General features: G+C 61.8%; 22 protein-coding genes. 14 read left to right on the forward strand and 8 right to left on the reverse strand.

Going from position 1 to position 25,072, the window contains the following annotated elements; genetic code table 11:
• The first annotated feature begins 19 nt into the window (after positions 1-19).
• The 6 genes from ACWKV4_RS05620 to ACWKV4_RS05645 all read left to right on the forward strand — a co-directional run bounded on the left by ACWKV4_RS05620 (position 20) and on the right by ACWKV4_RS05645 (position 8,153).
• The gene (locus tag ACWKV4_RS05620; protein ID WP_483830911.1) at positions 20-640 is read left to right on the forward strand and encodes a 2-dehydro-3-deoxy-6-phosphogalactonate aldolase; all 621 of its coding nucleotides are present in this window, start codon (positions 20-22) and stop codon (positions 638-640) included.
• Positions 641-685: 45 nt separating this feature from the next.
• A complete protein-coding gene (gene dgoD / locus ACWKV4_RS05625) occupies positions 686-1,834 on the forward strand; it encodes a galactonate dehydratase (protein WP_483830672.1) in 1,149 nt (382 codons plus the stop codon).
• Positions 1,835-1,884: 50 nt separating this feature from the next.
• On the forward strand, positions 1,885-3,198 hold the full coding sequence (locus ACWKV4_RS05630; RefSeq protein WP_483830671.1) for an MFS transporter: 1,314 nt from the start codon (positions 1,885-1,887) through the stop codon (positions 3,196-3,198).
• Positions 3,199-3,261: 63 nt separating this feature from the next.
• Positions 3,262-4,047 (forward strand): IclR family transcriptional regulator, encoded by a 786-nt coding sequence (locus tag ACWKV4_RS05635; protein WP_483830670.1) that lies wholly within the window; start codon positions 3,262-3,264, stop codon positions 4,045-4,047.
• 51 nt (positions 4,048-4,098) lie between these two features.
• Positions 4,099-5,829, forward strand: a complete 1,731-nt coding sequence (locus tag ACWKV4_RS05640; protein ID WP_483830669.1) for a S8 family peptidase — start codon at positions 4,099-4,101, stop codon at positions 5,827-5,829.
• 164 nt (positions 5,830-5,993) lie between these two features.
• Entirely contained in the window at positions 5,994-8,153 is a 2,160-nt protein-coding gene (locus tag ACWKV4_RS05645) for a TonB-dependent siderophore receptor (protein ID WP_483830668.1), read from the forward strand.
• A 61-nt stretch (positions 8,154-8,214) separates the two neighbouring features.
• Here the strand turns inward: ACWKV4_RS05645 and ACWKV4_RS05650 are convergent, their stop codons facing one another.
• On the reverse strand, positions 8,215-9,870 hold the full coding sequence (locus ACWKV4_RS05650) for an electron transfer flavoprotein-ubiquinone oxidoreductase (protein WP_483830667.1): 1,656 nt from the start codon (positions 9,868-9,870) through the stop codon (positions 8,215-8,217).
• 450 nt (positions 9,871-10,320) lie between these two features.
• Here ACWKV4_RS05650 and ACWKV4_RS05655 point away from each other — a divergent pair, with 450 nt between their 5' ends.
• From ACWKV4_RS05655 to ACWKV4_RS05665, 3 genes are all read left to right on the forward strand, one after another.
• A complete protein-coding gene (locus ACWKV4_RS05655; RefSeq protein ID WP_483830666.1) occupies positions 10,321-11,070 on the forward strand; it encodes an electron transfer flavoprotein subunit beta/FixA family protein in 750 nt (249 codons plus the stop codon).
• Complete coding sequence (locus ACWKV4_RS05660; protein ID WP_483830665.1) at positions 11,070-11,999, forward strand: electron transfer flavoprotein subunit alpha/FixB family protein; 930 nt, start codon at positions 11,070-11,072, stop codon at positions 11,997-11,999. Before ACWKV4_RS05655 ends, ACWKV4_RS05660 begins: the two co-directional genes overlap by 1 nt.
• A gap of 245 nt (positions 12,000-12,244) precedes the next feature.
• The gene (locus tag ACWKV4_RS05665; RefSeq protein WP_483830664.1) at positions 12,245-13,051 is read left to right on the forward strand and encodes a substrate-binding periplasmic protein; all 807 of its coding nucleotides are present in this window, start codon (positions 12,245-12,247) and stop codon (positions 13,049-13,051) included.
• On the opposite strand, the gene ACWKV4_RS05670 is transcribed toward ACWKV4_RS05665, so the two are convergent.
• Genes ACWKV4_RS05670 through ACWKV4_RS05700 form a run of 7 tightly spaced genes read right to left on the reverse strand, consistent with a single transcriptional unit; the run spans position 13,045 to position 20,876 of the window.
• Positions 13,045-14,640, reverse strand: a complete 1,596-nt coding sequence (locus ACWKV4_RS05670; protein ID WP_483830663.1) for a gamma-glutamyltransferase family protein — start codon at positions 14,638-14,640, stop codon at positions 13,045-13,047. The genes ACWKV4_RS05665 and ACWKV4_RS05670 overlap by 7 nt on opposite strands.
• A gap of 23 nt (positions 14,641-14,663) precedes the next feature.
• Positions 14,664-15,536 carry an ABC transporter permease gene (locus tag ACWKV4_RS05675; RefSeq protein WP_483830910.1) on the reverse strand — a complete coding sequence of 291 codons (873 nt, stop codon included), beginning with the start codon at positions 15,534-15,536 and terminating at the stop codon, positions 14,664-14,666.
• Positions 15,537-15,547: 11 nt separating this feature from the next.
• On the reverse strand, positions 15,548-16,492 hold the full coding sequence (locus ACWKV4_RS05680; RefSeq protein ID WP_483830662.1) for an ABC transporter permease: 945 nt from the start codon (positions 16,490-16,492) through the stop codon (positions 15,548-15,550).
• Between the two features lie 28 nt (positions 16,493-16,520).
• The gene (locus tag ACWKV4_RS05685; RefSeq protein ID WP_483830661.1) at positions 16,521-18,020 is read right to left on the reverse strand and encodes an ABC transporter substrate-binding protein; all 1,500 of its coding nucleotides are present in this window, start codon (positions 18,018-18,020) and stop codon (positions 16,521-16,523) included.
• The gene (locus ACWKV4_RS05690) at positions 18,017-19,138 is read right to left on the reverse strand and encodes an ABC transporter ATP-binding protein (protein WP_483830660.1); all 1,122 of its coding nucleotides are present in this window, start codon (positions 19,136-19,138) and stop codon (positions 18,017-18,019) included. The genes ACWKV4_RS05685 and ACWKV4_RS05690 overlap by 4 nt, the downstream gene beginning before the upstream one ends.
• The gene (locus ACWKV4_RS05695; RefSeq protein WP_483830659.1) at positions 19,135-20,142 is read right to left on the reverse strand and encodes an ABC transporter ATP-binding protein; all 1,008 of its coding nucleotides are present in this window, start codon (positions 20,140-20,142) and stop codon (positions 19,135-19,137) included. Before ACWKV4_RS05695 ends, ACWKV4_RS05690 begins: the two co-directional genes overlap by 4 nt.
• Complete coding sequence (locus ACWKV4_RS05700; protein ID WP_483830658.1) at positions 20,139-20,876, reverse strand: FadR/GntR family transcriptional regulator; 738 nt, start codon at positions 20,874-20,876, stop codon at positions 20,139-20,141. The genes ACWKV4_RS05695 and ACWKV4_RS05700 overlap by 4 nt, the downstream gene beginning before the upstream one ends.
• 394 nt (positions 20,877-21,270) lie before the next feature.
• Here ACWKV4_RS05700 and ACWKV4_RS05705 point away from each other — a divergent pair, with 394 nt between their 5' ends.
• From ACWKV4_RS05705 to ACWKV4_RS05725, 5 genes are all read left to right on the forward strand, one after another.
• On the forward strand, positions 21,271-21,621 hold the full coding sequence (locus tag ACWKV4_RS05705) for a DUF4398 domain-containing protein (RefSeq protein WP_483830657.1): 351 nt from the start codon (positions 21,271-21,273) through the stop codon (positions 21,619-21,621).
• Entirely contained in the window at positions 21,618-22,433 is an 816-nt protein-coding gene (locus tag ACWKV4_RS05710) for an OmpA family protein (protein WP_483830656.1), read from the forward strand. The genes ACWKV4_RS05705 and ACWKV4_RS05710 overlap by 4 nt, the downstream gene beginning before the upstream one ends.
• Before the next feature lie 154 nt (positions 22,434-22,587).
• Positions 22,588-24,030 (forward strand): aminotransferase-like domain-containing protein, encoded by a 1,443-nt coding sequence (locus ACWKV4_RS05715; protein ID WP_483830655.1) that lies wholly within the window; start codon positions 22,588-22,590, stop codon positions 24,028-24,030.
• Positions 24,031-24,192: 162 nt separating this feature from the next.
• Positions 24,193-24,681, forward strand: a complete 489-nt coding sequence (locus ACWKV4_RS05720) for a translation initiation factor 2 (RefSeq protein ID WP_483830654.1) — start codon at positions 24,193-24,195, stop codon at positions 24,679-24,681.
• Between the two features lie 102 nt (positions 24,682-24,783).
• On the forward strand, positions 24,784-25,044 hold the full coding sequence (locus ACWKV4_RS05725; RefSeq protein ID WP_483830653.1) for a YkgJ family cysteine cluster protein: 261 nt from the start codon (positions 24,784-24,786) through the stop codon (positions 25,042-25,044).
• Positions 25,045-25,072 lie beyond the last annotated feature (28 nt).

Below are 25,072 nucleotides of genomic sequence, written 5' to 3' on the forward strand. Positions count from 1 at the left end.
TCTCAAGGAGCTTTGCATGTTGCTTAAAGACGCCATGGCCACCAATGGGCTGATCGCCATTTTACGTGGGCTACGCCCCGAAGAAGCGCTGGCCATGGGTGAGCAGCTCTATGCCAGCGGCCTGCGGGTCATCGAAGTGCCGCTCAACTCCCCAGAGCCCTTGCGCAGCATCCGTACCCTGCGTGACGCCTTGCCTGGCGACTGCCTGATCGGCGCCGGTACGGTCCTCAGCGAAGCGGACGTATTGGCTGTACGTGACGCCGGCGGCCAACTGATCGTGATGCCCCACAGCGACCTTAAGGTTCTGCGCGCGGCCAAGGCCGCTGGCCTGCAATTGGCCCCAGGGGTGATGACCCCGACGGAGGCCTTCGCGGCCCTGGAGGAGGGGGCCGACGCGCTCAAGTTGTTCCCCGCCGAGGCACTCACTCCCGCCGTGGTTCGCGCCTTGCTGGCCGTGTTGCCCAAGGGCACGCCTTTGGTACCCGTTGGGGGAATCACCCCGGACAACATGGCGCCCTTCCTGGAGGCTGGGGTCGCCGGCTTTGGTCTAGGCTCGGGGCTGTTCAAGCCAGGCCTGTCGGCAGCGCAGGTACGTGACCGTGCCGATGCCTACATGCGCGGCTGGCAGGGCGCTCGCTGATCCAGCCCCTTTACCGCTTTTACGTTCGATAACAAGAGATACGCGATGAAAATTACCCGACTGAGCACCTTTATCGTTCCCCCGCGCTGGCTGTTTCTGAAGATCGAGACTGACGAGGGCATTTGCGGCTGGGGCGAGCCTGTGGTCGAGGGGCGTGCCCATACCGTGGCCGCGGCTGTTGAAGAACTGTCTGATTACCTGGTGGGCAAAGACCCTCGGCATATCGAAGACCACTGGCAGGTGCTCTACCGAGGCGGCTTCTATCGCGGCGGCGCGGTTCACATGAGCGCCCTGGCAGGGATCGACCAAGCCCTGTGGGACATTAAAGGCAAGGCCCTGGGGGTGTCGGTCAGCGACCTGCTGGGCGGGCCAGTGCGCGACAGCATCCGCGTGTACTCCTGGATTGGCGGTGATCGCCCGGCCGAAACCGCCAAGGCGGCCAGCGAAGCCGTGGCCCGGGGCTTTACCGCGGTGAAAATGAACGGCACCGAAGAGATGCAGTTCGTGGACAGCTTCGAAAAAGTAGACCGCGCCTTGGCCAGTGTGGCTGCGGTACGCGATGCGGTAGGGCCTAACGTCGGCATCGGGGTGGACTTCCATGGCCGGGTACACAAGCCCATGGCCAAGGTACTGATCAAAGAGCTGGATCCTTACAAGCTAATGTTTATCGAAGAGCCCGTACTCAGCGAGAACTACGAGGCGGTCAAGGAGCTGGCGCCGCTGACCAGCACCCCCATCGCCCTGGGCGAGCGGCTGTATTCACGCTGGGATTTCAAGCGCATCCTCAGTGAAGGCTACGTGGACATCATCCAGCCTGATGCCTCCCACGCCGGCGGCATTACCGAAACCCGCAAAATCGCCGCCATGGCCGAGGCCTACGACGTGGCCCTGGCCCTGCACTGCCCACTGGGGCCCATCGCCCTGGCCGCCTGCCTGCAGCTCGATGCGGTGTGCTACAACGCCTTTATTCAGGAACAGAGCCTGGGCATTCACTACAACGAGAGCAACGACCTGCTCGACTACGTGCGCAAGCCAGAGGTGTTCGACTACGACAGAGGCTTTGTGAAGATCCCCAATGGCCCAGGGCTGGGCATCGAGATCAACGAAGCGTACGTGCGCGAACGCGCGACGGTCGGCCACCGCTGGCGCAACCCCATCTGGCGCCATGCCGATGGCAGCTTCGCCGAATGGTGAAGCCATAGCCCACCGCGTGGAACGCCCCACAACAACAAGAGACCCAAGGCATGCATACCCAGGCATCAACCCCGGTAGCCACCCAGGCCGCGCTGGCTCGGCCGACCCATAAGCGGTTCTTTATCATGGTGCTGCTGTTCATCACGGTGGTGATCAACTACCTGGACCGCTCCAACCTGTCCATCGCGGCACCGGCGCTGACCGCCGAACTGGGCCTGGACCCAGCCCATGTGGGCCTGGTGTTCTCAGCCTTTGGCTGGACCTATGCCGCCATGCAGATTCCCGGCGGCTGGCTGGTGGACCGCGTGCCGCCGCGCATTCTCTACAGCGTAGCCTTGTTGTTGTGGTCGGTGGCCACGGTGGCCTTGGGCTTTGTGGGCAGTTTCGTGGCGCTGTTCGTTTTGCGCATGGCGGTGGGGGCGCTGGAAGCGCCGGCTTATCCTATCAACAGCCGCGTGGTTACCACTTGGTTTCCCGAACGCGAGCGCGCCACGGCCATTGGTTTTTACACCTCCGGGCAGTTCGTTGGCCTGGCATTTCTTACGCCGATACTGGCATGGCTGCAGCTTGCCTATGGTTGGCACATGGTGTTCGTGATCACCGGTGCCATCGGTATTCTGTGGGCGCTGGCCTGGTATGCGCTGTATCGGGAACCGCAGGATGTTCGTGGGGCCAATGCCGCTGAGGTGGCGCTGATCCGCGACGGCGGCGGCTTGGTGGACATCGCGCGCAAACCCAAGCGCCGTGGCATCGACCTGGGTGACCTGAAGATCGTACTGACCCAGCGCAAGCTATGGGGCATCTACATCGGGCAGTTTTGCCTGAACTCCACCCTGTGGTTTTTCCTCACGTGGTTCCCCACCTACCTGGTGAAGTACCGCGGCATGGACTTTATCAAGTCCGGCTGGCTGGCCGGGGTACCTTTCCTGGCCGCCTTCGTGGGTGTGCTGTGTTCCGGGCTGTTCTCCGACTGGCTGATTCGCCGAGGAGCAACCGTTGGCCTGGCGCGCAAGCTGCCCATCATTGCCGGGCTGTTGATTTCCACCTGTATCATCGGCGCGAACTGGTTCGACTCAACGCCTATGGTCATTGCGTGCCTGGCCCTGGCGTTCTTCGGCAATGGGCTGGCGTCTATCACTTGGTCGCTGGTGTCCACCCTGGCACCTGCGCGCCTGCTGGGGCTGACCGGCGGCATGTTTAATTTCATCGGCAACCTGTCAGCCATCGTCACCCCCGTGGTCATAGGCCTACTGGCGACTGGGGAGTCTTTCGCGCCAGCCATTACCTATGTGGCCGCTACGGCGCTGGTGGGGGCGCTGTGTTATGTGCTGCTGGTGGGTAAGGTGCAGCGTATCGATGCCTAGCCAGGATGACGGCGCCAGCCGCCCCGTCGATAATGTTCGCCGCTTTCCCAGCCAGGTCGAGTTATGACATCCAGCGATACTTCCACGGCCGCGCCCGCCGGCACCCAAACCCTGTTAAGGGGGCTGGCGGTGATACAGGCAGTCGCGGCCGGCGCTCACGACCTCAAGGCCATTGCCGCCCATGTGGGCACTACCCGCAGTACCACCCACCGGTTAGCCAGTGCCCTGGTGGAGGAGCGCTACCTGCGCATGACCAGCCACAGCGGTTACCGCCTAGGCCCCAAGTTGATCGAACTGGGGTTCCAGGCCCGGGATGACTTACCGTTGCCGGTACTCGCCGGCCCCCTGTTGGACGAGTTGTCTGCACTGACTGGGGACACTGTTCACTTGGCCATGCGCGATGGCGACCAGGTGCTTTACCTGCACAAGAACCCTGGGCGCAACGGCCCGGAAATGCGCTCCAGGGTAGGCCTGCGCATGCCGTTGACCCGCACCGGCATCGGTAAGGCCCTGCTGCTGGACAGCCCGCAAAGCGAATGGCGCCGCCTGTTCGATGAGCAACCCCCGCCCGCTACGCTCTGGCCCGGTCGGGAAGAGCCCGGTTGGGGTGCGTTTCATGAGCGAATGCTGACCTACGTGGCCGGGCAGTACGCCTTCGATTTGGAAGACAACGAGCCGTCCATTCGCTGCGTGGCGGCTCCAGTGCGAGACGCCAGTGCCCGCATCGTAGCCGCCATCAGCGTGGCCAGTACCGCCCCCTATATGTCGCTGGAACGCATGCAGGCCCTTACGCCCGAGGTGCAAGCCACGGCATTGGCCCTGAGCCAGGCGCTGGGGGCTGTTAGCTGAACCAAGCGGCGCGGTGGACAGTCACACCAGCAAACACAACAAGGCCCTCTCATGGAACGACGCTGGCTGCTTACCTTGATGCTCTGCGGGCTCGCCACCACGGCTTACGCGGAATCACCCCTGCGGGTCGAGCGCCTCGAGCGTTGCGATGACCTGCTTGAGCGTCAAAGCCAGGTGTTTTGCCTCAAAGCCAATGGCTTGAGCGCCGAGCCGGTACAGGCGTGGTTGGGCGGTGTGGCCAAGCCCATCGAGCGCGAGGGCAATCAACTGCGCCTGACCTTGCGCAGCGGTAAGGATGCCAGCGGCCCCTTGCGCCTGGAGCAGGCAGGGCGCAGCAGCAACAGCGTGTGGGTGAGCATGGCGGGCAACCACGTGTTGGCGGCCAAGCCCAACGAAATGGCTACCAATGCCGAGGGGCTGAACACTTACCTGAACCTGATAAGCGTGGTGATCGAGGAGCGCTACAACGGCTTGGAGCGCGCCCGTCAGCTTGCGCAGCGCTATGGCGCCAGCGTGGTAGGGGGCATTGCTGCGCTCAATACCTGGCAATTGCGTTTGCCGGTCAAAACCTTGATCGAGCGCGATGCGCTACTGCTTCGGCTCAGCCATGAGCTGGAAGTGGACGCGGTGGTGATCGAGGAAACCTCCGCCGAAGAAGCCGAGCACGAGGTGCCGCGCCAGCCGAGCGGGGACGAGTGGGCCGCCAACCGCTTTGCCGACGCGCTCAACTACTATCGCCGACGGGTGGCGGCTCGGAGCGCGGAAATAAACCCAACCCCCATCCGAATCGGCGTGATCGAACGCAACGTGGATTTCGACTCGGCGGATTTTGCCGACTATGCGGGCCCTTGCGCACTGCCACGCACCTGTTTGTACGCAGGGGACGCGCAATCGCCCCAGGCCCATGGGTCGACCGTGGCCGGTGTGCTGATGGCGCACTGGCAAAAGGGCGGCAATACCGGGTTCCTTCGGGGGTTAGAGGGGGTGAGCAAGGGCTTTGAAGTCATCGTAGAGCGCGATTCGGACGCGGGTATCACCGCCAATGTCGCAGCCTCGGTCAATGTGGTGGAAGACGGCGCGCGCATCCTCAATTGGAGCTGGGGCCTGCACCGCATTGGCACGCGCACCGTTGAGGGCGGCGAAGCGGACACTCAACTGCGTTCCGGGCTGGCCATGGCAGGTTACGAGGAACTGCTCGAAGCGTTCTTTCGCTGGCTGAGGGACAAACACCCGGACGTCGTTGTGATCAACTCCGCGGGCAATGCCGCGGCCGCCGCTAGCCAGGACGAATACCGCCTGCCGTCCTCATTTGTAACCAATCAATTGCTGGTGGTGGGCGGGCACCAGCGCAGCGAACGCGCGGGTGTCGCCCTGGAAAGCCCGGATTACGCCGTGCGCCGCGCCTCCTCAAACCTGGACCGGCGGGTCGACATCGCCGCCGCGGCCTGCACTCATGGGGTAGACCCAGGGGTGGACGGGCAGGGCAGCGTGCACTGCGGCACGTCTTTCGCCACGCCTCTGGTGGCCGGGGCAGTAGCGGCCATGTTGTCCATCAACCCGCGCCTGACCCCTGAACAACTGCGCATGCTGCTGCGCCGCAGTGCATTGCCTATCGGCACTGACGATGACTTCGAACCCGTGGACGGAGAAGACCTGACCGCGCCTATTCTACCGTCGGAGCGTAACTTCGACCTCAAGCACCCAGATGTAGGCCGCTCCGCTCGCCTGGACATGCAAAAAGCGTTGGAGCTGACCGTGCAAAGCCTGGAGCGGCGTCGGTAGGCTGGCACTGGAACGAACAAGAACGCAAATCCTTCCCATTTACACGGACCTAAACTTTTTGTTACTTTGCGGGCCCTCACGTAGCCCTTTGCTATCTGGCCGTCTAGTTGGCCGCTCCCAGCCTTGGGTGATACGTGCATTTTGCCTTCTACAGGAATCACAAGATGCTTCGTCCCGCTCTTTCCGCCCTTACCGTTGCGATCTCGCTTGGCCTGTATGGCACCGCCTACGCCGAGGAGCCCGTGGAAGGCCCCATCACCCTTGGCACGGTCAACGTCAACGCCGACGCAACGCTGCGGGGGCAGAGCACCACTGAAGGCACCCAGTCCTACACCACTGGGGCGATGAGCACCGCCACGGGCCTGCCGTTGTCCGTGCGCGAAACGCCGCAGTCGGTCAGCGTAATGACTCGCCAGCGTATCGAAGACCAAGGCATGAATGACCTGAATGATTTGGTTAAATATGCGCCGGGTATTACGCTGCGCAAATATGGCGGGGACCGGCAGTCATTCTTGTCCCGTGGGTTCAAGATCGACAACATCATGTATGACGGGCTGCCCACCAGCAGCGGCACCTATACCCAGGATACGATTTCATCGGCCGACCTAGCCATGTATGACCGTATCGAAGTGGTACGCGGAGCCACAGGGTTGATGTCTGGCGCGGGCAGCCCTTCGGCCACCTTGAACCTAGTGCGCAAGCGCCCAACGTCCGAGCCGCAGGTCAGTGTGACTACCAGCGCGGGCAGTTGGGACCGTTATCGCACCGAAGTAGATGCCTCCAACAAGCTTAACGAAGCCGGCACGCTGCGCGGCCGCGTGGTAGCGGCGTACCAAGATGGCAACAGCTTTACCGATCAGAAAGATAATCAGCGCCAAACCTTCTATGGAGTATTGGAAGCGGACCTGAGCGAAGCCACCACCTGGACCATCGGCGCTTCCAAGCAGCGGGACGACAATACCTCGGACTGGGGCAGCCTGCCCAGTGGGCCTAATGGTGAAGACCTGCACCTGAAGCGTTCCGCCTTTTTAAGTAACGACTGGGCTTATTGGGACAAAGACAACTACTCGCTCTTCACCGACGTTACCCACCATTTCGATAATGGCTGGACGGCCAAGGTGGCCGGGTCGAAGATCTGGGCCAAGGCTGATACCTTCTCTAATTACCTTAGCTATATCGACGCAGACCTGTACCAATATTCGGGCCAGTATAAAGACGATGATGTGCAGACCAACCTGGATGCATCGCTGAGTGGGCCCTTCCAGTTGTTTGGGCGTGAACATGAACTGAGCGTAGGGGCTAGCCGGCGGCAGGAAAAGTTCGATCAGGTCGGTGGGTACTGGAACGAAGGCGTCAAGATAGACCCTTACAACTTTAACCCAGGGGTGATAGCCAAGCCTGCATTGGCAGATCGCTCACCTTACAGCGGCCGCAATACCAGCACTGAAAAAGCGGTATACGCCGTTGCGCGTTTTAACCCCATCGATCCCTTGCATGTGATCGTAGGCAGCCGGGTCACCTGGTTTGACTACGAGGATCGAGTCAATGGTCAGAATGACTACGCCGTCACCCGCGAGGTGACCCCGTATGCCGGCGTAATCTATGATCTGAACGACACTTACTCCGTTTATGCCAGCTATACGGAGATCTTCAAACCGCAGAGCGAGCAAGGCCTTAGTGGGGCGGCACTTGATCCAATGACAGGCGAAAGTTATGAGCTTGGGATCAAGGGTGAGTATTTTGACGGGGCGCTGAATGCATCGCTGGCCCTGTTCAACATGACTCAAGATAACCGCGCGTACCGCATGGCGCCGCAACCTGCACTATGTAAGGCGGCAAACCGCACGTGTTACGAAGCTGCTGGCGAAGTGCGTAGCCAGGGTATTGATGCGGAGTTGACGGGTGCCTTGACGCCGGATTGGCAGTTCTCGGCCTCCTATACCTATGTGCTTAGCCAAGTATCTGAGGATAAGAACGAGCGCAATGAGGGCCGACTGTTCGCCCCTAACCAGCCTAAGCATTTGTTTAAAGCGGCCACGACGTATCACCTGAGCGGCGACCTGAGCAAGCTGAGGGTTGGCGCTGATGTGTTTGCACAGAGCAAAACCTTCGAGCAAGTCAGCCAGACCGCGAACGCTCATCAAGACGCCTACGCCGTAGTCGGCCTGATGGCCGGCTATCAGTTCGATGAACACTGGGATGGCCGCGTAAACTTCAATAACGTGTTCGACCAGCGTTACTGGCAGGGTATCCCCACCGGCTCCGGTAGCGGCGTCTATGGCGACCCCCGCAACGTGATGTTCTCACTTAAGTGGACGCTCTAACCTTTACGGCATAGCTCATCAAAACCCCGCTATAAAAAGCGGGGTTTTTTTGTACCTGCAATTACATATTAGGGTAAGTAGGCCCGCCCGAGCCTTCGGGCGCGACCCACACGATGTTCTGGGCCGGGTCTTTGATATCGCAGGTTTTGCAGTGCACACAGTTCTGGGCGTTGATCTGGAACCGCTTCTCACCACTCTCCTGAGTCACCACTTCGTAAACGCCAGCCGGGCAGTAGCGCTGGGCGGGTTCGTCGTACAAGGGCAGGTTCTTGGCGATGGGAATGCTTGGGTCCTTGAGCTTGAGGTGGCAGGGCTGCTCTTCCTCATGGTTGGTACCGGAGAGGAACACCGAGCTCAGCTTGTCGAAGCTCAACGTGCCGTCTGGCCGCGGGTACTCGATTTTTTTCGAGTCCGCCGCCAGCTTGAGGCAGGCGTAGTCGGGCGTTTTATCCCGCAAGGTAAAGGGCAGCTTGCCGCCGAACAGGTTCTGGTCCACGAAGTTGAACGCGCTGCCCTTGATCGCGCCCCACTTGTGAATGGCCGCGCCAAAGTTACGGCTGGTGAACAGCTCGTCATAGACCCAACTGGCCTTGAAGGTTTCCGGGTAACGGGTAAGTACGTCGCCGCCTTCGCTACCGGCCAGCAAACGCTCCACCACGGCATCAGCTGCGAGCATGCCGGATTTCATCGCCGTGTGGCTGCCCTTGATCTTGGCGAAGTTCAGCGTGCCCAGGTCGCAGCCGATCAGCGCGCCGCCAGCGAATACCATCTTGGGCAAGGCATTGAGCCCGCCCTTGCAGATGGCGCGCGCCCCGTAGCTGACCCGCTTGCCACCTTCCAGATACTGGCGCACCACGGGATGATGCTTGTAGCGCTGGAATTCATCGAACGGCGAGAGGTAGGGGTTGCTATAGGAAAGATCCACGATCAGCCCCACCACCACCTGGTTGTTTTCAAGGTGATAAAGGAAGGAGCCGCCTGGGTTATCGTCGTCCAGTGGCCAGCCGGCGGTATGCACCACCAAACCTTGCTCGTGGCGAGCAGGGTCCACGTCCCAGATTTCCTTAAGGCCAATGGCGTAATGCTGAGCGTCGGCATCGCTGTCGAGCTGGTAACGCTCGATCAACTGCTTGCCGATATGGCCTCGGCAGCCTTCGGCGAACAAGGTGTACTTGCCGCGCAGCTCCATGCCTGGGGTATACATGCCTTGCTTGGGGTGGCCTTCACGGTCCACGCCCATGTCACCGGTAAGAATCCCCCGCACCACGCCCTGCTCGTCGATCAAGGCCTCTTGGGCAGCGAAACCGGGGTACACCTCAACGCCAAGGTTCTCGGCCTGCTGGCCCAGCCACCGGCACAGGTTGCCCAGGGAGATGATGTAGTTGCCTTTATTGTGCATGGTTTTGGGCACGAAGCCGCCCGGCACCTTGCGGGCCTGCTCGGCATTCTTGAGCACATAGATATCGTCACGCTTGACCGGGGTATTGAGCGGGGCGCCCAGGGCCTGCCAGTCGGGGAAGAGCTCTTCCAGGGCACGGGGCTCGAACACGGCGCCGGACAGAATGTGGGCGCCCACCTCGGAGCCTTTTTCCACCACGCACACGCTCACTTCCTGACCGGCTTCGGCGGCCTTCTGCTTGATACGGCAGGCAGCGGACAGGCCCGCGGGGCCAGCCCCGACGATGACCACGTCGAATTCCATGTATTCGCGTTCCACAGCTTTTCTCCTAACGCAGGCAGGTGCGGCTTTTCTAATAAGGGCAGCGGCGCGCGTGCCCTACCGGTAGCAGCCGCTCGATAGCGCTACTTGGCATGGACCGTACACGCTCATCACAGGTGGCGCATTATATCTACACCATGCGGGTGGTCCAAATCAAACGTTTGTTTGAATTGGCCGCAGACCAATAAACTCGCCCCGCCCAGGGGTATGACTGGCGGGTTCCACGTATTGACCGGGTTTTCCTATGCGGTCAAGATACGGGCGGTTTCTGGTCAGTCGTTACCCGCAACGGCTGGTCTCGCGCCGTGTGGCGGCTTCCGGGCCCAGGGCTCCGGGGCGGGCGGTCACGGTCTGCTACGCTGCGGGTTCCTGCCACGAACAGGCCCGTCAGCGACCGCAAGGCCCGCCCTGCGACATTTTTATTCACCGGAGAGTAACGAGGAATCCATGAAGGTTCTTGTAGCTGTCAAACGAGTGGTCGATTACAACGTCAAGGTCCGCGTGAAGGCGGACAACTCCGGGGTCGATCTTGCCAACGTCAAGATGAGCATGAACCCCTTCTGCGAAATCGCCGTGGAAGAAGCCGTTCGCTTGAAGGAAAAGGGCGTAGCCACCGAAGTGGTAGTGGTCACCGTTGGCCCGGCCACCGCCCAGGAGCAATTACGCACCGCCCTGGCGCTGGGTGCCGACCGCGCCATACTGGTCGAAACCACCGAAGAGTTGGGCTCGCTGGCTATCGCCAAGGCGTTGAAGGCCGTTGTCGACAAAGAGCAGCCTCAGTTGGTGATCCTCGGCAAGCAGGCCATCGACAGCGATAACAACCAGACCGGCCAGATGCTCGCCGCGCTCACGGGCTACGCCCAGGGCACCTTTGCCTCCAAGGTTGAAGTCGCCGGCGACAAGGTCAACGTCACCCGGGAAATCGACGGCGGCCTGCAAACCGTGGCGTTGAGCCTGCCCGCCATCGTGACCACCGACCTGCGCCTGAACGAACCGCGTTACGCGTCGTTGCCTAACATCATGAAGGCCAAAAAGAAGCCGCTCGAAAGCCTCACCCCCGATGCGCTGGGTGTCAGCACCGCCTCGACCAATAAGACGCTCAAGGTCGAAGCACCCGCTACCCGCAGCGCGGGTATCAGGGTGAAGTCGGTGGCCGAACTGGTCGAAAAACTGAAGAACGAGGCGAAGGTAATCTGATGGCAATCCTGGTTATCGCTGAACACGAAAACGGCGCATTGGCGGGCGCCACCCTCAACACCGTTGCCGCCGCCCAGCAAATCGGTGGCGATGTGCATGTATTGGTAGCCGGGCAAGGCGTAGACAGCGTTGCCGAGGCCGCCGCAAAGGTCAGTGGCGTGGCGAAGGTACTGGTGGCAGACAACACCGCCTATGCGCACCAACTGCCGGAAAACGTCGCGCCGCTGATCGTGGGCCTGGCCTCGGGCTATAGCCACGTATTGGCCCCGGCGACCACCAATGGCAAGAACTTCATGCCGCGCGTGGCCGCTCAGTTGGATGTCGATCAACTGTCTGAAATCATCGCCATTGAAAGCGCGGACACCTTCAAGCGGCCGATCTACGCCGGTAACGCCATCGCTACCGTGCAGTCCAGCGCCAGCGTCAAGGTCATCACCGTGCGCACCACAGGCTTCGGCCCCGTTGCCGCAGAGGGTGGCTCGGCAGCGATCGAAGCGGTCTCTGAGGCCAAGGATGCAGGCGTGTCCGCTTTCGTCAATGAAGAGCTGGCCGCGTCTGACCGCCCTGAGCTTACCGCCGCGAAGATCGTGGTGTCCGGTGGCCGTGGCATGCAGAACGGCGATAATTTCAAGCACCTGTATGGCTTGGCCGACAAGTTGGGCGCGGCAGTGGGTGCTTCTCGCGCCGCCGTGGACGCAGGCTTCGTACCCAATGACATGCAGGTGGGGCAAACCGGCAAGATCGTCGCACCGCAGCTGTACATTGCCGTGGGTATCTCCGGTGCGATTCAGCACTTGGCGGGCATGAAGGATTCGAAGGTGATCGTGGCGATCAACAAGGACGAAGAAGCGCCTATCTTCCAAGTGGCCGATTATGGCCTGGTCGGTGACTTGTTCGAAATCATCCCGGAGCTGGAAAAGCTGGTGTGATTGAGCAGGCGCAGTGATCAGGTTCTACACGCGTAGCAGCCTGGCTTGCCAGCGACTGGCCTCACCACGGTGTGAACCCGGTCGCGGCCAAGGCCTGCTGCTGCACACGAACGTGGGTACACGCGTAGCAGCCTGGCTTGCCAGCGACTGGCCTCACCACGGTGTGAACCCGGTCGCGGCCAAGGCTTGCTGCTACACACGAACGCGGGTACACGCGTAGCAGCCCGCCCTGGAGCGTTTTTGATATGCCTATCCCCCTCCGCTGGCTGGCTGGTATAACGCTGCTGCCCTCACTGGCGTTAGGGGCGGGCAGCTGTGAGCGCCTGGTGGCCACCGCCAGCCCCGACGCGCCGCCTTTCGCCTGGCGTGACCCCGCAGACCCTCACCGGCTTGTTGGCGCCAGCATCGACGTACTGAACCAGGTAGCGACCGAACTGGGCGTGAAGGTGGACGTGCTGTACAGCGGCAAGCGCTCTCAGGCACTGGAGGAGGTGCGAAATGGGCGGGTGGACATCCTGGCCGATGCTGCCTTGACCGAAGCCAACCTGGACCGTTTGGACTACGTGTATCCACCCTTGGCGTTCAACGACTACCTGATCTGGTCGCGGCAAGGTGCACCCACGCGCTACGTCGCGCTTGCGGACCTGGCCGGGCATGCGGGTTTGATCTCGGCCAAGGCCCGCCCAACGGCTGCGTTCGCCAGCTTTGCCAGCGAGCACCTGCAGCTCAAAACCGCCGAGAATCTTACCCGTACCTTGCAGCAGTTGATGTTGGGGCAGGCCGACTACGCCATCGCGCCGCGCTATGCCGGCAGTGCGGCAGTGGCGGCGCTAGGCTTTACCGACCAGTTGCAGCCTCAGGCCCTGACCGTGGACCGCCCCGGGGTGTACCTGGCCATCGCTCAGGATTCGGCCTGCAACGACGGCTGGCTGCGCGGCCAGTTGGCCAAGAAAATGACCGAGCTGGCCGCATCCGGGGGCATCCAGGCCATTGTTCAGCGCAATGCCGAGCGCTGGAAGCTTGAGCAGCAGGCCAAGGGTTCGGCTCAGTAAGCCGCGACCAAGCCATCCTTGCGTGGGTCGGTGCCGCCCACATAGCCCTGTTCGGTGCGCTGAATGATCTGCGCGCCGCCGAAGGCAAACACCCCACTGGGTTCTTCCACCTCGATAGCGTGGCCCTTGGCCTTGAGCGCCTGCACCACGGCCGGGTCGAAGCTGCGTTCCACGGCGACCTTTACGCCGGATTCGATCCGCCAGCGGGGCGCGTCGGCAGCGGCTTGGGGGTTTTGTTTGTAGCGCAGAATACGCATCATCATCTGCAAATGCCCTTGAGCCTGCATCGGCCCGCCCATCAGCCCGAAGGCCATCAAGGGCGTGCCGTCGGCATTCATTGCGAAGCCTGGGATGATGGTGTGGAAGGGCCGCTTGCCGGGCGCGACGGTATTAACGTGATCGGGGTCGAGGGTGAACCCGGCGCCGCGGTTTTGCAGGCTGATCCCGGTACCCGGCACTACCACGCCGGAGCCGAAGCCCATGTAGTTGGACTGAATGAACGACACCATCATGCCGTTCTCATCCGCCGCGGCCAGGTACACCGTACCACCGGCCTTGGGCGCGCCATGGCCAGGGTTGGCGGCCTGTTCAGTGACCCGCGCGGCACGCTCGGCCAGGTAATCAGGGGCCAGCAGCTGTTCGGCCCGCAAACGCATGTGGGCGTCCTCGGCTACGTGCTCGTTGAGGTCCGCCAGGGCCAGTTTCATGGCTTCGAGTACCGGGTGAACGGTATCCACGCTATCAACCGGGTGTTCACCCACCCCAAGCGTTTCCAGCATGCTCAGGCCAGCCAACGTAGCGATACCTTGGCCATTGGGTGGCAGTTCATGCACCACGGCACCAGCGTAGGGCACGGCCAGGGTATCGATCCAGTCCACGCTGTGGGTGGCCAGGTCGTCCAGGCTCATCACGCTGCCGTGGATATGGGCATGGGCGACAATGGCTTGGGCCAGCTTGCCACGGTAGAAGGACTCCCCCTTGGTTTCGGCGATGGATTCGAGCGTGCGGGCATGATCGGGGAGCTTGATTTTCTCCCCAGGCTTGGGTGCTTGCCCGCCTGGCAGGAAGCACTCGGCAAAACCGGGTTCATCCTTGAGCAGGGCGCCGCCGCGACGCCAGAGTTCAGCGATGATCGGGGTCACCTGGTAACCGTCCCGGGCGTAACCAATGGCTGGCTGCGCAAGGGTTTCAAACGGCAGCTTGCCGTAGCGTTCCGACAACGCCACCCACGCCGATACTGCGCCTGGCACCGTAACCGCCCCCCAGCCCCGCTGAGGCATCTGAGTGTGCCCGGCGAAGTGTTCCGGGGTCCAGGCCTTGGGTGACCGGCCCGAGGCATTCAAGCCCTGTAGGCGCTCACCGTCCCAAACGATGGCAAAGGCGTCGCTGCCAATACCGCAACCGGTGGGTTCCACCACGGTCAGCACCATGGCGGCGGCGATGGCGGCGTCCACGGCGTTGCCACCCTTGCGCAGCATGTCTAGCCCGGCCTGGGCGGCCAGCGGCTGAGAACAGGCCACCATATTGCTGCCCATCACCGGCGAGCGGGCCGAGGGGTAGGGTTGGCGGTAATCCAGATCATCGAACATAGGGTCGTCTCTTTGGCAAGGGGTCAGCTTTTAGGGTCCAGGGCGTCACGCAAGCCATCGCCCAGCAGATTGAAACACAACACGGTGATGTAGATCGCCACGCCTGGCGCGATGGACATCCAGGGTGCCTGCTCCATGAAGTTCTTCGCGGTATTGAGCATCGAGCCCCAGGACGGCGAGGGCGGTTGCTGCCCCAGGCCTAGAAAGGACAGGCTGGCTTCGGCCAGGATCGCCGAGGCAATGGTCAGCGTTGCTTGCACCACCAGGGGCGAGAGCACGTTCGGCAGCACATACCGCCAGATGATCCAGCGGTCTGGCAAGCCGATGGCGCGAGCGCCTTCCAGGTAATCTTCATGACGGATCGCCAGTACCTGGCCGCGGGTCAGCCGGGCGAAGATCGGCATGGCTGACAGGCCGATGGCGATCATTGCGTTGGTGAGGCTGGGCCCTAAAAACGCCCCCAGAGCGATCGCCAGTACCAGAAACGGGCATGACAATAGCGCTTCCATAATGCGTGAGATCACCGCGTCCAGCTTGCCGCCAAAGTAACCGGCCAGCAGCCCTAGGGGCACGCCTATGACGATGGCGATGGCCACCGACACGCCGCCCGCGAGCAGCGAACTGCGCGCGCCCCACAGCAAACGCGAGAACAAGTCCCGCCCCAGTTCGTCGGTGCCCAGCCAGTACAGCATCGACGGCGCTTTGCGCACCGCCAGAAAATTCGCCTTCAGCGGGTCGTAAGGGGCGATCCACGGCGCCAGAAGCGCGGCAAGGACAAACACCAGTAGCACCGCCAGGCCCAGTACCGCGCCCTTGTTGGCGAGAAACTTGCGCACGAAGGGTGAGCGTGTACGGGGGATGGGCGCAACGTCGACGAGGCTTGCAGCAGGGGTCAGGGTCGCAGTCATCAGGCCGTCCTCAAACGCGGGTTTATCATCCGGTACAGCACATCGGCCAGCAGGTTCAGCAGTAGAAAGCCCACCGCCACGCACAGCACCACGCCCTGCACCACGGCGTAGTCGCGGTTGAATACCGCATCGACGATCATCTTGCCGAAACCTGGGATGCTAAATACCTGCTCGGTCAGCACCGCGCCACCCAGCAGCTCCCCAAACAACAGCGTGGTCAGGGTTACGATAGGCATCAGCGCGTTGCGCAGGGCATGCTTGAGGATCACCGCCCGTGGCAGTAGGCCCTTGGCCCGCGCCGTACGCACGTAATCGGCACGCAGCACTTCAAGCATGGCACTGCGGGTATGGCGCATCAGTACCCCAGATAGCCCGGCCCCGAGCACGAAAGCCGGGAGGATCAGGGTTTTGAGGTTCTGCCCCAGGTCCTCGCCCAGCGGCACAAACCCCGATGCCGGCAGCCACTGCAACTTCACCGCGAACACCAGGATCAGCAAGATCCCCAGCCAGAAGTGCGGGATGGAGATCCCCGACAGCGCCACGACGTTAGCCCCGTAGTCCACCGCGGTGCCTTTGCGTACCGCCGAGATCACCCCAGTGGGCAGGCCGATCAGTAGCGCGATGAGCAACGCCAATACCGCCAGCTCCAGGGTCACTGGCAGCTTCGACGCCAACAGTGTGGTCACCGGCTGCTCGGTGCGCAACGACGTGCCGAAGTCGCCCTGCAGCACGCTGCCGACCCAATGGATGTACTGCAGCGGCACCGGGTCATTGAGGCGGTATTTCTCCCTCAGGTATTCCATCACTGCCGGGTCACGCTCTTCGCCTGCCATGGCCAAAACGGGATCGCCGGGCAGCAGTTTTTGCAGGGTGAACACGAACAGCGACACCAGAATCAATGTGGGGATGGCACTGAGCAACCGTCGGAGGATAAACGTCAGCATGTTGGCTCCTCGAAGCGCGGGGCGTGGCTCATTTGAAGGCCATGTCGGCAAGCCGGATCAGGCCGTCCGGGTTAGGCACGAAGCCAGTCAGCTTGGTGCTCATGGCAATGATGCGCGGGTCGAAGTACAGGTAGCTGGTGGGTACATCACTGGCCAGCAAGCGTAGGGCCTGGTTGTACAGTGCCTGGCGTTGGCCCTGGTCGTTCACGGTGCGCGCCTTGTCCAGCAACTCATCAAGCTTCGGGTCGCAGAACTTGCCGTCGTTCTGGGCGCCCTTGCAGGTCACGAATTGGTGAATATCGCCGTCGGGATCAGGCCGCCCCGACCAGGCACTCATGCCAATCTGGAAGTTGCCTGCCCCTTGCTCGCTGAGCAGCGTGGCGTATTCCGTGGCAATCAGGTTGACCTTGAACCCTGCCTCTTCCGTCATCGCCTGGATGATTTGCCCCACCTGCTGGGCAATGGGGTTGTTGGCAACCTTAAGGTCAATGCTCAACGGCAGCTTCACGCCAGCTTCGGCCAGCAGTTTCTTGCTTTGCTCCACGTTTCGGGCCGGGATGGGCAGGGTTTTATCGTAGTAGGGGCTGCTGCTGGGGAAGGGTTGAGCACTAGGCGTATACAGGCCTTCGAACACCACCTGGTTGATGGCATCACGGTCGATGGCCAGCTCGAACGCCTTGCGCACGCGCGCATCCTGGCCCATTGGCGTTTTGGCCCGCTCGCCGTTGCCTACGTTGTACACCAACTGCATGTAGCCAAGTCCAGGGGTGTTGAACACCTGCAGCTTGCTGTCGGCCTTGGCGGTCTTGACGTCCGTGGGTGCCACCCGCTCGATGATATCCAGGTCCCCTGAGCGCAGGTTGGCCAGGCGTACCGAGGTGTCGGGGATGGGCAAGAAGATTACTTTGTCGAAGTGATAGGCCTGCTTGTTCCAATAGTTATCGAAGCGTTCGAGCACGATACGGTCTTGCTGAACCCGTTGAACGAACTTATAGGGGCCGGAGCACACCGGTTTGGCCGCCACATCCGTGGCCGAAGCCTTGGGCGCGAGCATCATGCCGGCGCGGTCGGAAAGTTGAGAAATCAAGGTGGCGTCCGCTTGCTTGACCTTGATCGCCACGGTTTTCGGGTCTATCACCTCTACGCTGTCCACCGAGGCCAGTTCGCTCTTGCGCAGAGAGTCCGGCAGGGTACGCGCCCGGTCAAGGTTGAACTTCACCGCTGCCGCGTCGAAGGCCTCGCCATCGTGGAAGGTCACCCCTTCGCGCAGGGTCATGGTCAGGGTTTTGCCATCGGCGCTCCAGGCCCAGGCAGTAGCCAGCTGAGGCAGGTACTCAAGCTGGGGGCTTACGTCCACCAGCTTGTCGCACAGCGCGGTGTACACCAGCCGGCCTGAGTACGTGCGGGAGCGGTGCGGGTCGAGCACATCCGGATCATCCTGGATGCCGATGCGCAGGGTGGTCTCGGCGATGGCGGCATTGGCGGCCAGCAGTAGGAGCGTTCCTGTCATCAGGTGGGCGACTTTCATGGCTGACTCTCCAAGGCTAGGGCTTGATGGTGTTTGAATAGATTCAGGCGCTGGGTGTAGGCCGCGCTGGGCGCGGGCGCGATCAGGGCATCGCCACCGGCGTTGGCGATCTCCCGCCAGAAATGGCAAGCCACTTGCCGCCCGCCCGCCACCGGTTCGAAGACAGGCTTGACCGCCTTGCACAGCGCGCGGGCGTGCGGGCAGCGGGTATGGAAACGGCAACCGGAGGGCGGCTGACTAGGGCTTGGCATGTCCCCGCCCAGCACGGGGCGGGCCTGGCGCAAATCTGGGTGGCTGACCGGCACCGCGGCCATCAGCGCCTGGGTATAGGGGTGCAGGGGGGTATCAAAGAGCGCGTTGACGGGCGCCAGCTCGACGATCTCACCCAGGTACATTACCGCCACCCGATCGCTCATATGGCGAATGACCGCAAGGCCGTGGGCAACGATGACCAGGGTCAGGCCGAACTGATGCTTGAGGTCTTCCAGCAGGTTGACCACCTGGGCCTGTACCGACACGTCCAGCGCCGACACCGGTTCATCCCCAAGGATCAGCCGCGGTTCGGACGCCAGGGCCCGGGCAATGCCGATGCGCTGGCGCTGGCCGCCGGAAAACTCATGGGGATAGCGCCCGCCGTGTTCCGGTGCCAGGCCCACCGTGCGCAGCAGTTCGGCTACCTTGTCCTGGCGCGCGCTACGGCTGTCGTCACGGTGCAGCCAGATCGGCTCACCCACGATAGCCTCTACGCTCATGCGCGGGTTCAGCGAGGCGAAGGGGTCTTGGAAGATGATCTGCAAGTCACGGCGCACTTGGCGCAGTTTTTCTGGCGCCAGGTTGCCCAGGTTGCGGCCCTCGTAGATCACATCGCCAGCGGTGGGCTTGAGCAGGTTCAGTAGCAGCCGGCCAAGGGTTGATTTGCCCGAGCCGGACTCGCCCACCAGCGCCAGGGTTTCGCCCCGTCGCACGGCCAGGGATACTTCATTTACGGCCTGTACTGGCGGCTTTTTGCGTTGTAGAAAACCTTGCGCGGTCCCGAAATGCTTGCTCACCGCGATGCTTTCGAGGATGGGTTTGGCGGCATCTGCCTGTGGTGCGATAGTGTGGTCGGTTCGGCTCATGCGCTGGCTCCCAGGTGCAGTTCAAGGGGGGCTCGGATGCAGGCAGCGCTATGCCCAGGGGAGAGCTCCAACAAGGGTGGGCGCGCTTGTCGGCAGGCGTCGATAACGAACGGGCAACGCCCGGCGAAGCGGCAGCCGCTGGGCATCTCGGCAGGTGTTGGAACGCGCCCGTTGATGGTTGCCAGGCGGCCTTCGCGAGGGCCGATGGAGGGCATCGAGCCCATCAGGCCAATGGTGTAAGGGTGCTGTGGATCATCGAACAGGGCCTTGACCGAGCCGCTTTCAACCACCTGGCCGGCATACATGACCATGACCTGATCGGCGACTTCGGCGACTACCCCCAGGTCATGGGTGATCAGGATCATAGAGGTACCGGTTTCAGCCTGCAGGTTGCCCGTTAGGGCCAGAATTTGGGCCTGTATGGTCACGTCCAGGGCGGTGGTGGGTTCATCGGCGATGATCAGCGCCGGGTCGTTGGCCAACGCCATGGCGATCATCGCCCGCTGGCGCATGCCCCCGGACAACTCATGGGGGTAAGCCTCCAGGCGCCGCGCGGCATCCGGCACACGCACTTTCTCCAGCATCTGCAAGGCGCGTTGGCGGGCCGCCGCCTGGCTCAGGCCCTGGTGGCGCATCACGCTTTCGGCGATCTGATCACCGATGGTAAACACCGGGTTCAGGGAGGTCATCGGCTCCTGAAAAATCATCGCCATGCGATTGCCACGTATGCCCAGCAGGCGCTGCGCAGGCATTCCCAGCAAAGGTTCGCCTAGCAGGTCAGAGGCGCTGGCAGTCACCTGGGCGGTGTCGGGTAGCAAGCCCATCAGCGCCATGGAGGTTACGCTCTTGCCGCACCCCGATTCACCGACGATGGCCAGGGTTTGGCCGGGCTGTACGGAAAACGACACGCCATCCACTACGTTGGCGGGCGCGCCTTTAAAGCGTACGGTCAGGTCGCTTACGCTTAATACAGGCCGCCCGGCGGCGGGGGATTGCTGGCTCATGCGCTAGCCTCCAGGTCGTGATGAATGACGTTATCGAGCGCGTGTTGCAGCGCCCTCAAATGACTGCGCATTGCGGTTGCCGCCTTGATGGGGTCGCGCTGCTCGATAGCCTGAACAATGTCGTCGTGGTCGTGGCTATAGGTCGTCAGGCGGTCGCTGTTACGGGCCCGCTGGCGCAGATGGCGCCAGGCAGGGTCTAGGCGAATCGCATCGAGCATTTCGAAGATATCCAGCAGTAGACGGTTGCCGGCCGCTTCTGCGATGCCTCGGTGCAAGGCGCTGTCCCACAGTTCTAGGCTGTCAGGGTCCACCTCCACGGCCCCTTGCTGGCCGGTAGTGCGTTCGGTGAGCCGGCGCAGGATCGCCATCTGCTCACCACTGGCGCGCAGGGCGGCGAGGGAGGCCAGCGCAGGCTCCAGGTGCAGCCGGGCTTCCATGACCTCAGTGAAATTGGTTCGGCTCGATAGTTTGGCGAAACTCATGGCCGCGCTTGGTGGGGTAGGGCCTACAAACGTGCCTTTACCTTGCCTGCGCCAGATCTGGCCTTCGGCTTCCAAAACGGCCAACGCACGGCGAATGGCGCGGCGGCTGACGGCGAATTCGGCGGCCAATTCCCGCTCGGTAGGCAGCGGCCGCTGGGGAAAGGCTGCGTGCTGGGCGATCATCTGGCGCAATGCATCCAGTGCCAGCTTTGACGTCGCATCCTGTGAGGTGTGGCTCTCGAACCTTTCCATCCTTCCCCTCGCAACGCGCTCAATGCAGCCTTGGCCGACAGGCCAGGCCTGCGGGCGATCGTATGAAAGCAGTAGCAATAGTGGTGCCAATGAAAATTGGTTCGCAATTGAGAGGGGAAGTGAGCCCGAAGGCCGGGTAATACCCGGCCCAGGCCTGGGCCAATCGATGATTGGTCCGATCACGGATCCCTTACTATGGGGGATTGGTTCGCCCAGAAGCGAACCAATGTCCGGCTCCAGCGGCACCGTGTTCGTGCGCGGTGCGGCAAGCGCCACCGAGGTGCACTGATCATGTGCAGCCTTTAAAGCGCGCTGGCGCCTTTGGGCTGGCTGCGCCTGATATGAACTGGCATCATCTTTTACTTTTTGGTTACTAAATGAGTAGGAATGCGGTGTGAATAAGCGAGTGATCTTCGCCGGGGTGCTGATGGCCCTGGCTGGCTGCGCCACGGCGCCGGCACCGGACGAACAGCTGAAGCTGACCGAGCAGGCCATCGACCAGGCCCGGGCCGTGGGCGCTGCCGATACCATATCGCCCCTGGCCGAAGCGCTGGCCAAAACAGCACAGGCCCGTGCGGACATGGCTGGCCAACACAATAAAGCCGCGCGCATGGCCCTTGAGCAGGCCGAACTCGATGCTCGCCTGGCGGAGGCCAACGAGCTGTCACGTAAAAGCAGCGAACAATTGGCCCAGGTCAACGCCCGTATCCAGCGCCTGCACAAGCAGTTGGGAGATACGCAATGACCCGCGTGCATAGCTATCTGGCGCTGGCGATCAGCGCCTGCCTGGCCGGTGTAGTGTCCGGTTGTGCCAGCCATAACACCGAGGATGCCCTGGCCCAGGCCTCGGCGCGCTTCCAAGGCGTGCGGGACAATACCCAGGTTCTGCGTTTCGCGCCCAAGGATGTGATTCGGGCGGGGGAATCCCTGGCACGTGCCGAGCGGCTGTCCGGTTATTGGGGCGCCCAAGACGACGTGCTTCACTACGCTTACCTGAGTACTCGCTACAGTGACATCGCCATGGCCCACGGCGAAGTGGGTATCAACCAGGAAAAAATCCAGCGTCAGGCGTTGGAACGGGAGCGGCTTCAGCTGGCGCTGCGCGAATCCAAACTGGTAAGCGTGCAGCGCCAGGGCCAGTGGCTCGAAGAGCAGCTGTTGGCCTTGACCACCACCGATGCCGATCGTGGCCTGGTACTCACGCTGGGGGACGTGCTGTTCGACACTGGCGAAGCGGACCTCAAGCCTGCGGCGAATCGCACAGTGCTCAAGCTCGTGCAGTTCCTGCAGGTCAATCCAAAGCGCGCGATACGCATCGAGGGCTACACCGACAGTACCGGCATGGCGGCGGACAACCTTAAGTTATCGCGTGATCGTGCTCAGGCCGTGGCCGATATGCTGGTTGACCTGGGTGTGGAAGAAAGGCGTATCGAAGTGGAGGGGTATGGGGATCAGTATCCTGTAGAGGCCAATGCCACTGAGCGGGGCAGGGCGCTCAATCGCCGGGTGGAAGTCGTGATTTCCGACCGTGACGGGGTTTTGGGTCAGAAGCGTTAATATCAGGCCATGGGCAGGCGCCGGGCACTGCCCGTGCGCCGGCCTTTGCCAGTCGCAATGACTGGCGTTGCACGTTATTCTTCGCGCATTGAGCGAACTGTTCCCATACAGTTCATAACTGTTGCAGTGCTTCATTGCCGAAGTGGCCGCGCCGATGACCAACCTGTTGTTGTACCAACGCATCGCCAAACAGTTGGCCGCCGATATCCAAAAAGGCGTCTACCAGCCCGGTGAACGCGTACCTTCAGTGCGCAAGATGAGCGCCCAGCTCAACGTCAGTCATGCCACGGTGTTGCAGGCCTACGCCAACCTCGAAGATCAGGGCCTTATTCGCGCGCGGCCGCAGTCGGGCTATTATGTTCACCAAACACCCGCCCTCACCGCGCCTACGCCCGATATCGCCCGGGTAGAGCGGCCTGGGCTGGTCACCCGCAGTAGTATCATTCAACAAGTGCTGGATGAATCCCGTCGCGACGGCGTATTTGCGCTAGGCGCCGCGGTGCCCCATGTGGAGTATTTGCCAGTGCGGGCGTTGCACCAGCAGATTGCCAAGGTCACCCGCTTCCAAAGCCCTCGCGCGTTTAGCTACATGTTCAGCCCTGGCTACGAGCCGCTTCGTCGGCAGATCGCGATTCGCATGCGTGACGCCGGCGTAGTAGTGGACCCTGCCGACGTTGTGATCACCCATGGGTGTGTCGACGCCTTGCAGATGGCCCTGCGCACGGTCACCCGGCCTGGAGACTTGATCGCGGCGGAATCGCCTACCTATTACGGGCTATTGCAATTGGCCGACCTGTTAGGGCTGAAGGTAATTGAGATCCCCAGCGACCCTAACACCGGTATCAGCCTGGAAGCCTTGCAACTGGCCGCCAACCAGTGGTCGATCAAGGCTTTGATGGTCACTTCCCGTTTGAGTAACCCCTTAGGTGGGGTAGTGCCCGAGGAACGGCAGAAACAACTATTGCGGCTGACCGGCGACTTCAACATTCAGCTGATTGAAGACGATATTCATGGCGAGCTGATGTTCGACCAAGGCCGGCATAAAGCCCTCAAGGCCTATGATCGCCAGGGCCAGGTTATCTATTGCTCGAGCTTTTCCAAAACCCTGTCGCCCGGTGTGCGTATTGGCTGGATGATCGCGGGCAAGCATCAGCCTGAGATTCAACGCCTGCAGACCTTTAGTACCCATTCGGCCTGCAGCGTCACCCAGATGGCGATCGCCAGTTACCTGGAAAACGGCGGTTACGACCGGCACCTGCGGCATATTCGCCAAGAGTACCGCAAGAACCTCACTGCCTATCAACTGGCGGTACAACAGCACTTTCCAGAAGGCACTCAGATGACGCGCCCCCTGGGGGGGTTCATTCTGTGGGTCAGCCTGCCGGGGCGGGTGAACACGCAGGATTTACACGTACGGGCCTTGGAACAGGGGATTAGCATCGCGCCTGGGATGATCTTCAGCAATACAGAGCAGTTCAATCACTGTATTCGCCTCAACTGTGGGATTCCATGGAATCGCGAGGCTGAACGCGCATTGATGACCCTAGGGGTACTGGCTACACAGCTGTGCGAAGACGCTGGGAACAGTGTGTGGTAACCAAAGGTCATATTTAACGAACACGCCTACTTGCCAACGGCGTTGGCCAGAGGGAGCATAGGGTGTATGACCAGGGGTGGTGGTTCTATCATGAGGCACTTAAAGCCCGCGCTGCTTGCATTAACGCTAACCGTGCCCTTGTGGGGCGTAACGCCCGTTTCAATGGCAGCATCGGCCGCCTTTGAGCTTGGCGCGCCTATCGCGGCACCTAAGGCGCTGCCCGCGTCTGCTACGGATGCTACGACAAAGCCTGGCAAGCCCGGGGGCGCCAAGGCCAAGCCTGCCCAAGCCTCGAAAAAAACCGCTACCAAGCGTTCCCAGAGTACGGGTAAAGCCGCGGCGAAAAGCAAATCCCGTAAAAAGGCCGATGTGATTGCTAACGGTGTACCCCCTGCGAAAATCGACCTCACGCTGCCAAAAGACATGGTTGACAAGCTGCAACCCCCCGGCCAGCAGGCTACTTCCAAAGCGAAAGTCGCCCAAGGCACCGAGGGTAAACCCCTACTGCCGTCCCTTTTTGGCCCCAAAACCAACGCTGAGCCGTTCCAGCTCGATGGACGCTTGTTGACCAATGAAATGGACTTGCAGTTGCGCAGTGAAAACCGCCGGGACGTCGAAGGCGCGGCCTTGGACTTCAAATTTCGCCAGTAGCTGGGTACCAGCAGCGCCAGCAGCAGTTTCAAACGGCCGTTTACAGCGTTAGTATCGCGGGGCATTACCCTGTTCGCTTCTGCCCTTTGGAGTCGCCTGACCATGCTGTGCCGCGCTGGCTGTGGGGCTTGCTGCATCGCCCCTTCCATTTCGTCCCCCATACCTGGCATGCCGTTGGGTAAACCCGCGGGTATGCGCTGCATTCAGTTGGGCGCTGATAACCTTTGCAAGCTATTTGGGCAACCGGAGCGTCCGGCGGTCTGCGGTGCGTTCAAGGCAGACTCAGCCATTTGCGGCAGCGATGACGACGAAGCCATGCGTGTGCTCGGCTGGCTAGAAGGGGAGACGAAGGGGCGCGGATAAACCACCGCCATCTCGTTAACAAAAAGGA

The organism is Pseudomonas artemisiae, from assembly GCF_057128685.1.

Bases quoted from the DNA above. Each gene is read 5' to 3' on its own strand.
- dgoD (WP_483830672.1), top strand. From the start codon at position 686: ATGAAAATTACCCGACTGAGCACCTTTATCGTTCCCCCGCGCTGGCTG.
- ACWKV4_RS05630 (WP_483830671.1), top strand. From the start codon at position 1,885: ATGCATACCCAGGCATCAACCCCGGTAGCCACCCAGGCCGCGCTGGCT.
- ACWKV4_RS05635 (WP_483830670.1), top strand. From the start codon at position 3,262: ATGACATCCAGCGATACTTCCACGGCCGCGCCCGCCGGCACCCAAACC.
- ACWKV4_RS05640 (WP_483830669.1), top strand. From the start codon at position 4,099: ATGGAACGACGCTGGCTGCTTACCTTGATGCTCTGCGGGCTCGCCACC.
- ACWKV4_RS05645 (WP_483830668.1), top strand. From the start codon at position 5,994: ATGCTTCGTCCCGCTCTTTCCGCCCTTACCGTTGCGATCTCGCTTGGC.
- ACWKV4_RS05655 (WP_483830666.1), top strand. From the start codon at position 10,321: ATGAAGGTTCTTGTAGCTGTCAAACGAGTGGTCGATTACAACGTCAAG.
- ACWKV4_RS05660 (WP_483830665.1), top strand. From the start codon at position 11,070: ATGGCAATCCTGGTTATCGCTGAACACGAAAACGGCGCATTGGCGGGC.
- ACWKV4_RS05665 (WP_483830664.1), top strand. From the start codon at position 12,245: ATGCCTATCCCCCTCCGCTGGCTGGCTGGTATAACGCTGCTGCCCTCA.
- ACWKV4_RS05670 (WP_483830663.1), bottom strand. From the start codon at position 14,640: ATGTTCGATGATCTGGATTACCGCCAACCCTACCCCTCGGCCCGCTCG.
- ACWKV4_RS05680 (WP_483830662.1), bottom strand. From the start codon at position 16,492: ATGCTGACGTTTATCCTCCGACGGTTGCTCAGTGCCATCCCCACATTG.
- ACWKV4_RS05685 (WP_483830661.1), bottom strand. From the start codon at position 18,020: ATGAAAGTCGCCCACCTGATGACAGGAACGCTCCTACTGCTGGCCGCC.
- ACWKV4_RS05690 (WP_483830660.1), bottom strand. From the start codon at position 19,138: ATGAGCCGAACCGACCACACTATCGCACCACAGGCAGATGCCGCCAAA.
- ACWKV4_RS05695 (WP_483830659.1), bottom strand. From the start codon at position 20,142: ATGAGCCAGCAATCCCCCGCCGCCGGGCGGCCTGTATTAAGCGTAAGC.
- ACWKV4_RS05700 (WP_483830658.1), bottom strand. From the start codon at position 20,876: ATGGAAAGGTTCGAGAGCCACACCTCACAGGATGCGACGTCAAAGCTG.
- ACWKV4_RS05710 (WP_483830656.1), top strand. From the start codon at position 21,618: ATGACCCGCGTGCATAGCTATCTGGCGCTGGCGATCAGCGCCTGCCTG.
- ACWKV4_RS05715 (WP_483830655.1), top strand. From the start codon at position 22,588: ATGACCAACCTGTTGTTGTACCAACGCATCGCCAAACAGTTGGCCGCC.
- ACWKV4_RS05720 (WP_483830654.1), top strand. From the start codon at position 24,193: ATGGCAGCATCGGCCGCCTTTGAGCTTGGCGCGCCTATCGCGGCACCT.
- ACWKV4_RS05725 (WP_483830653.1), top strand. From the start codon at position 24,784: ATGCTGTGCCGCGCTGGCTGTGGGGCTTGCTGCATCGCCCCTTCCATT.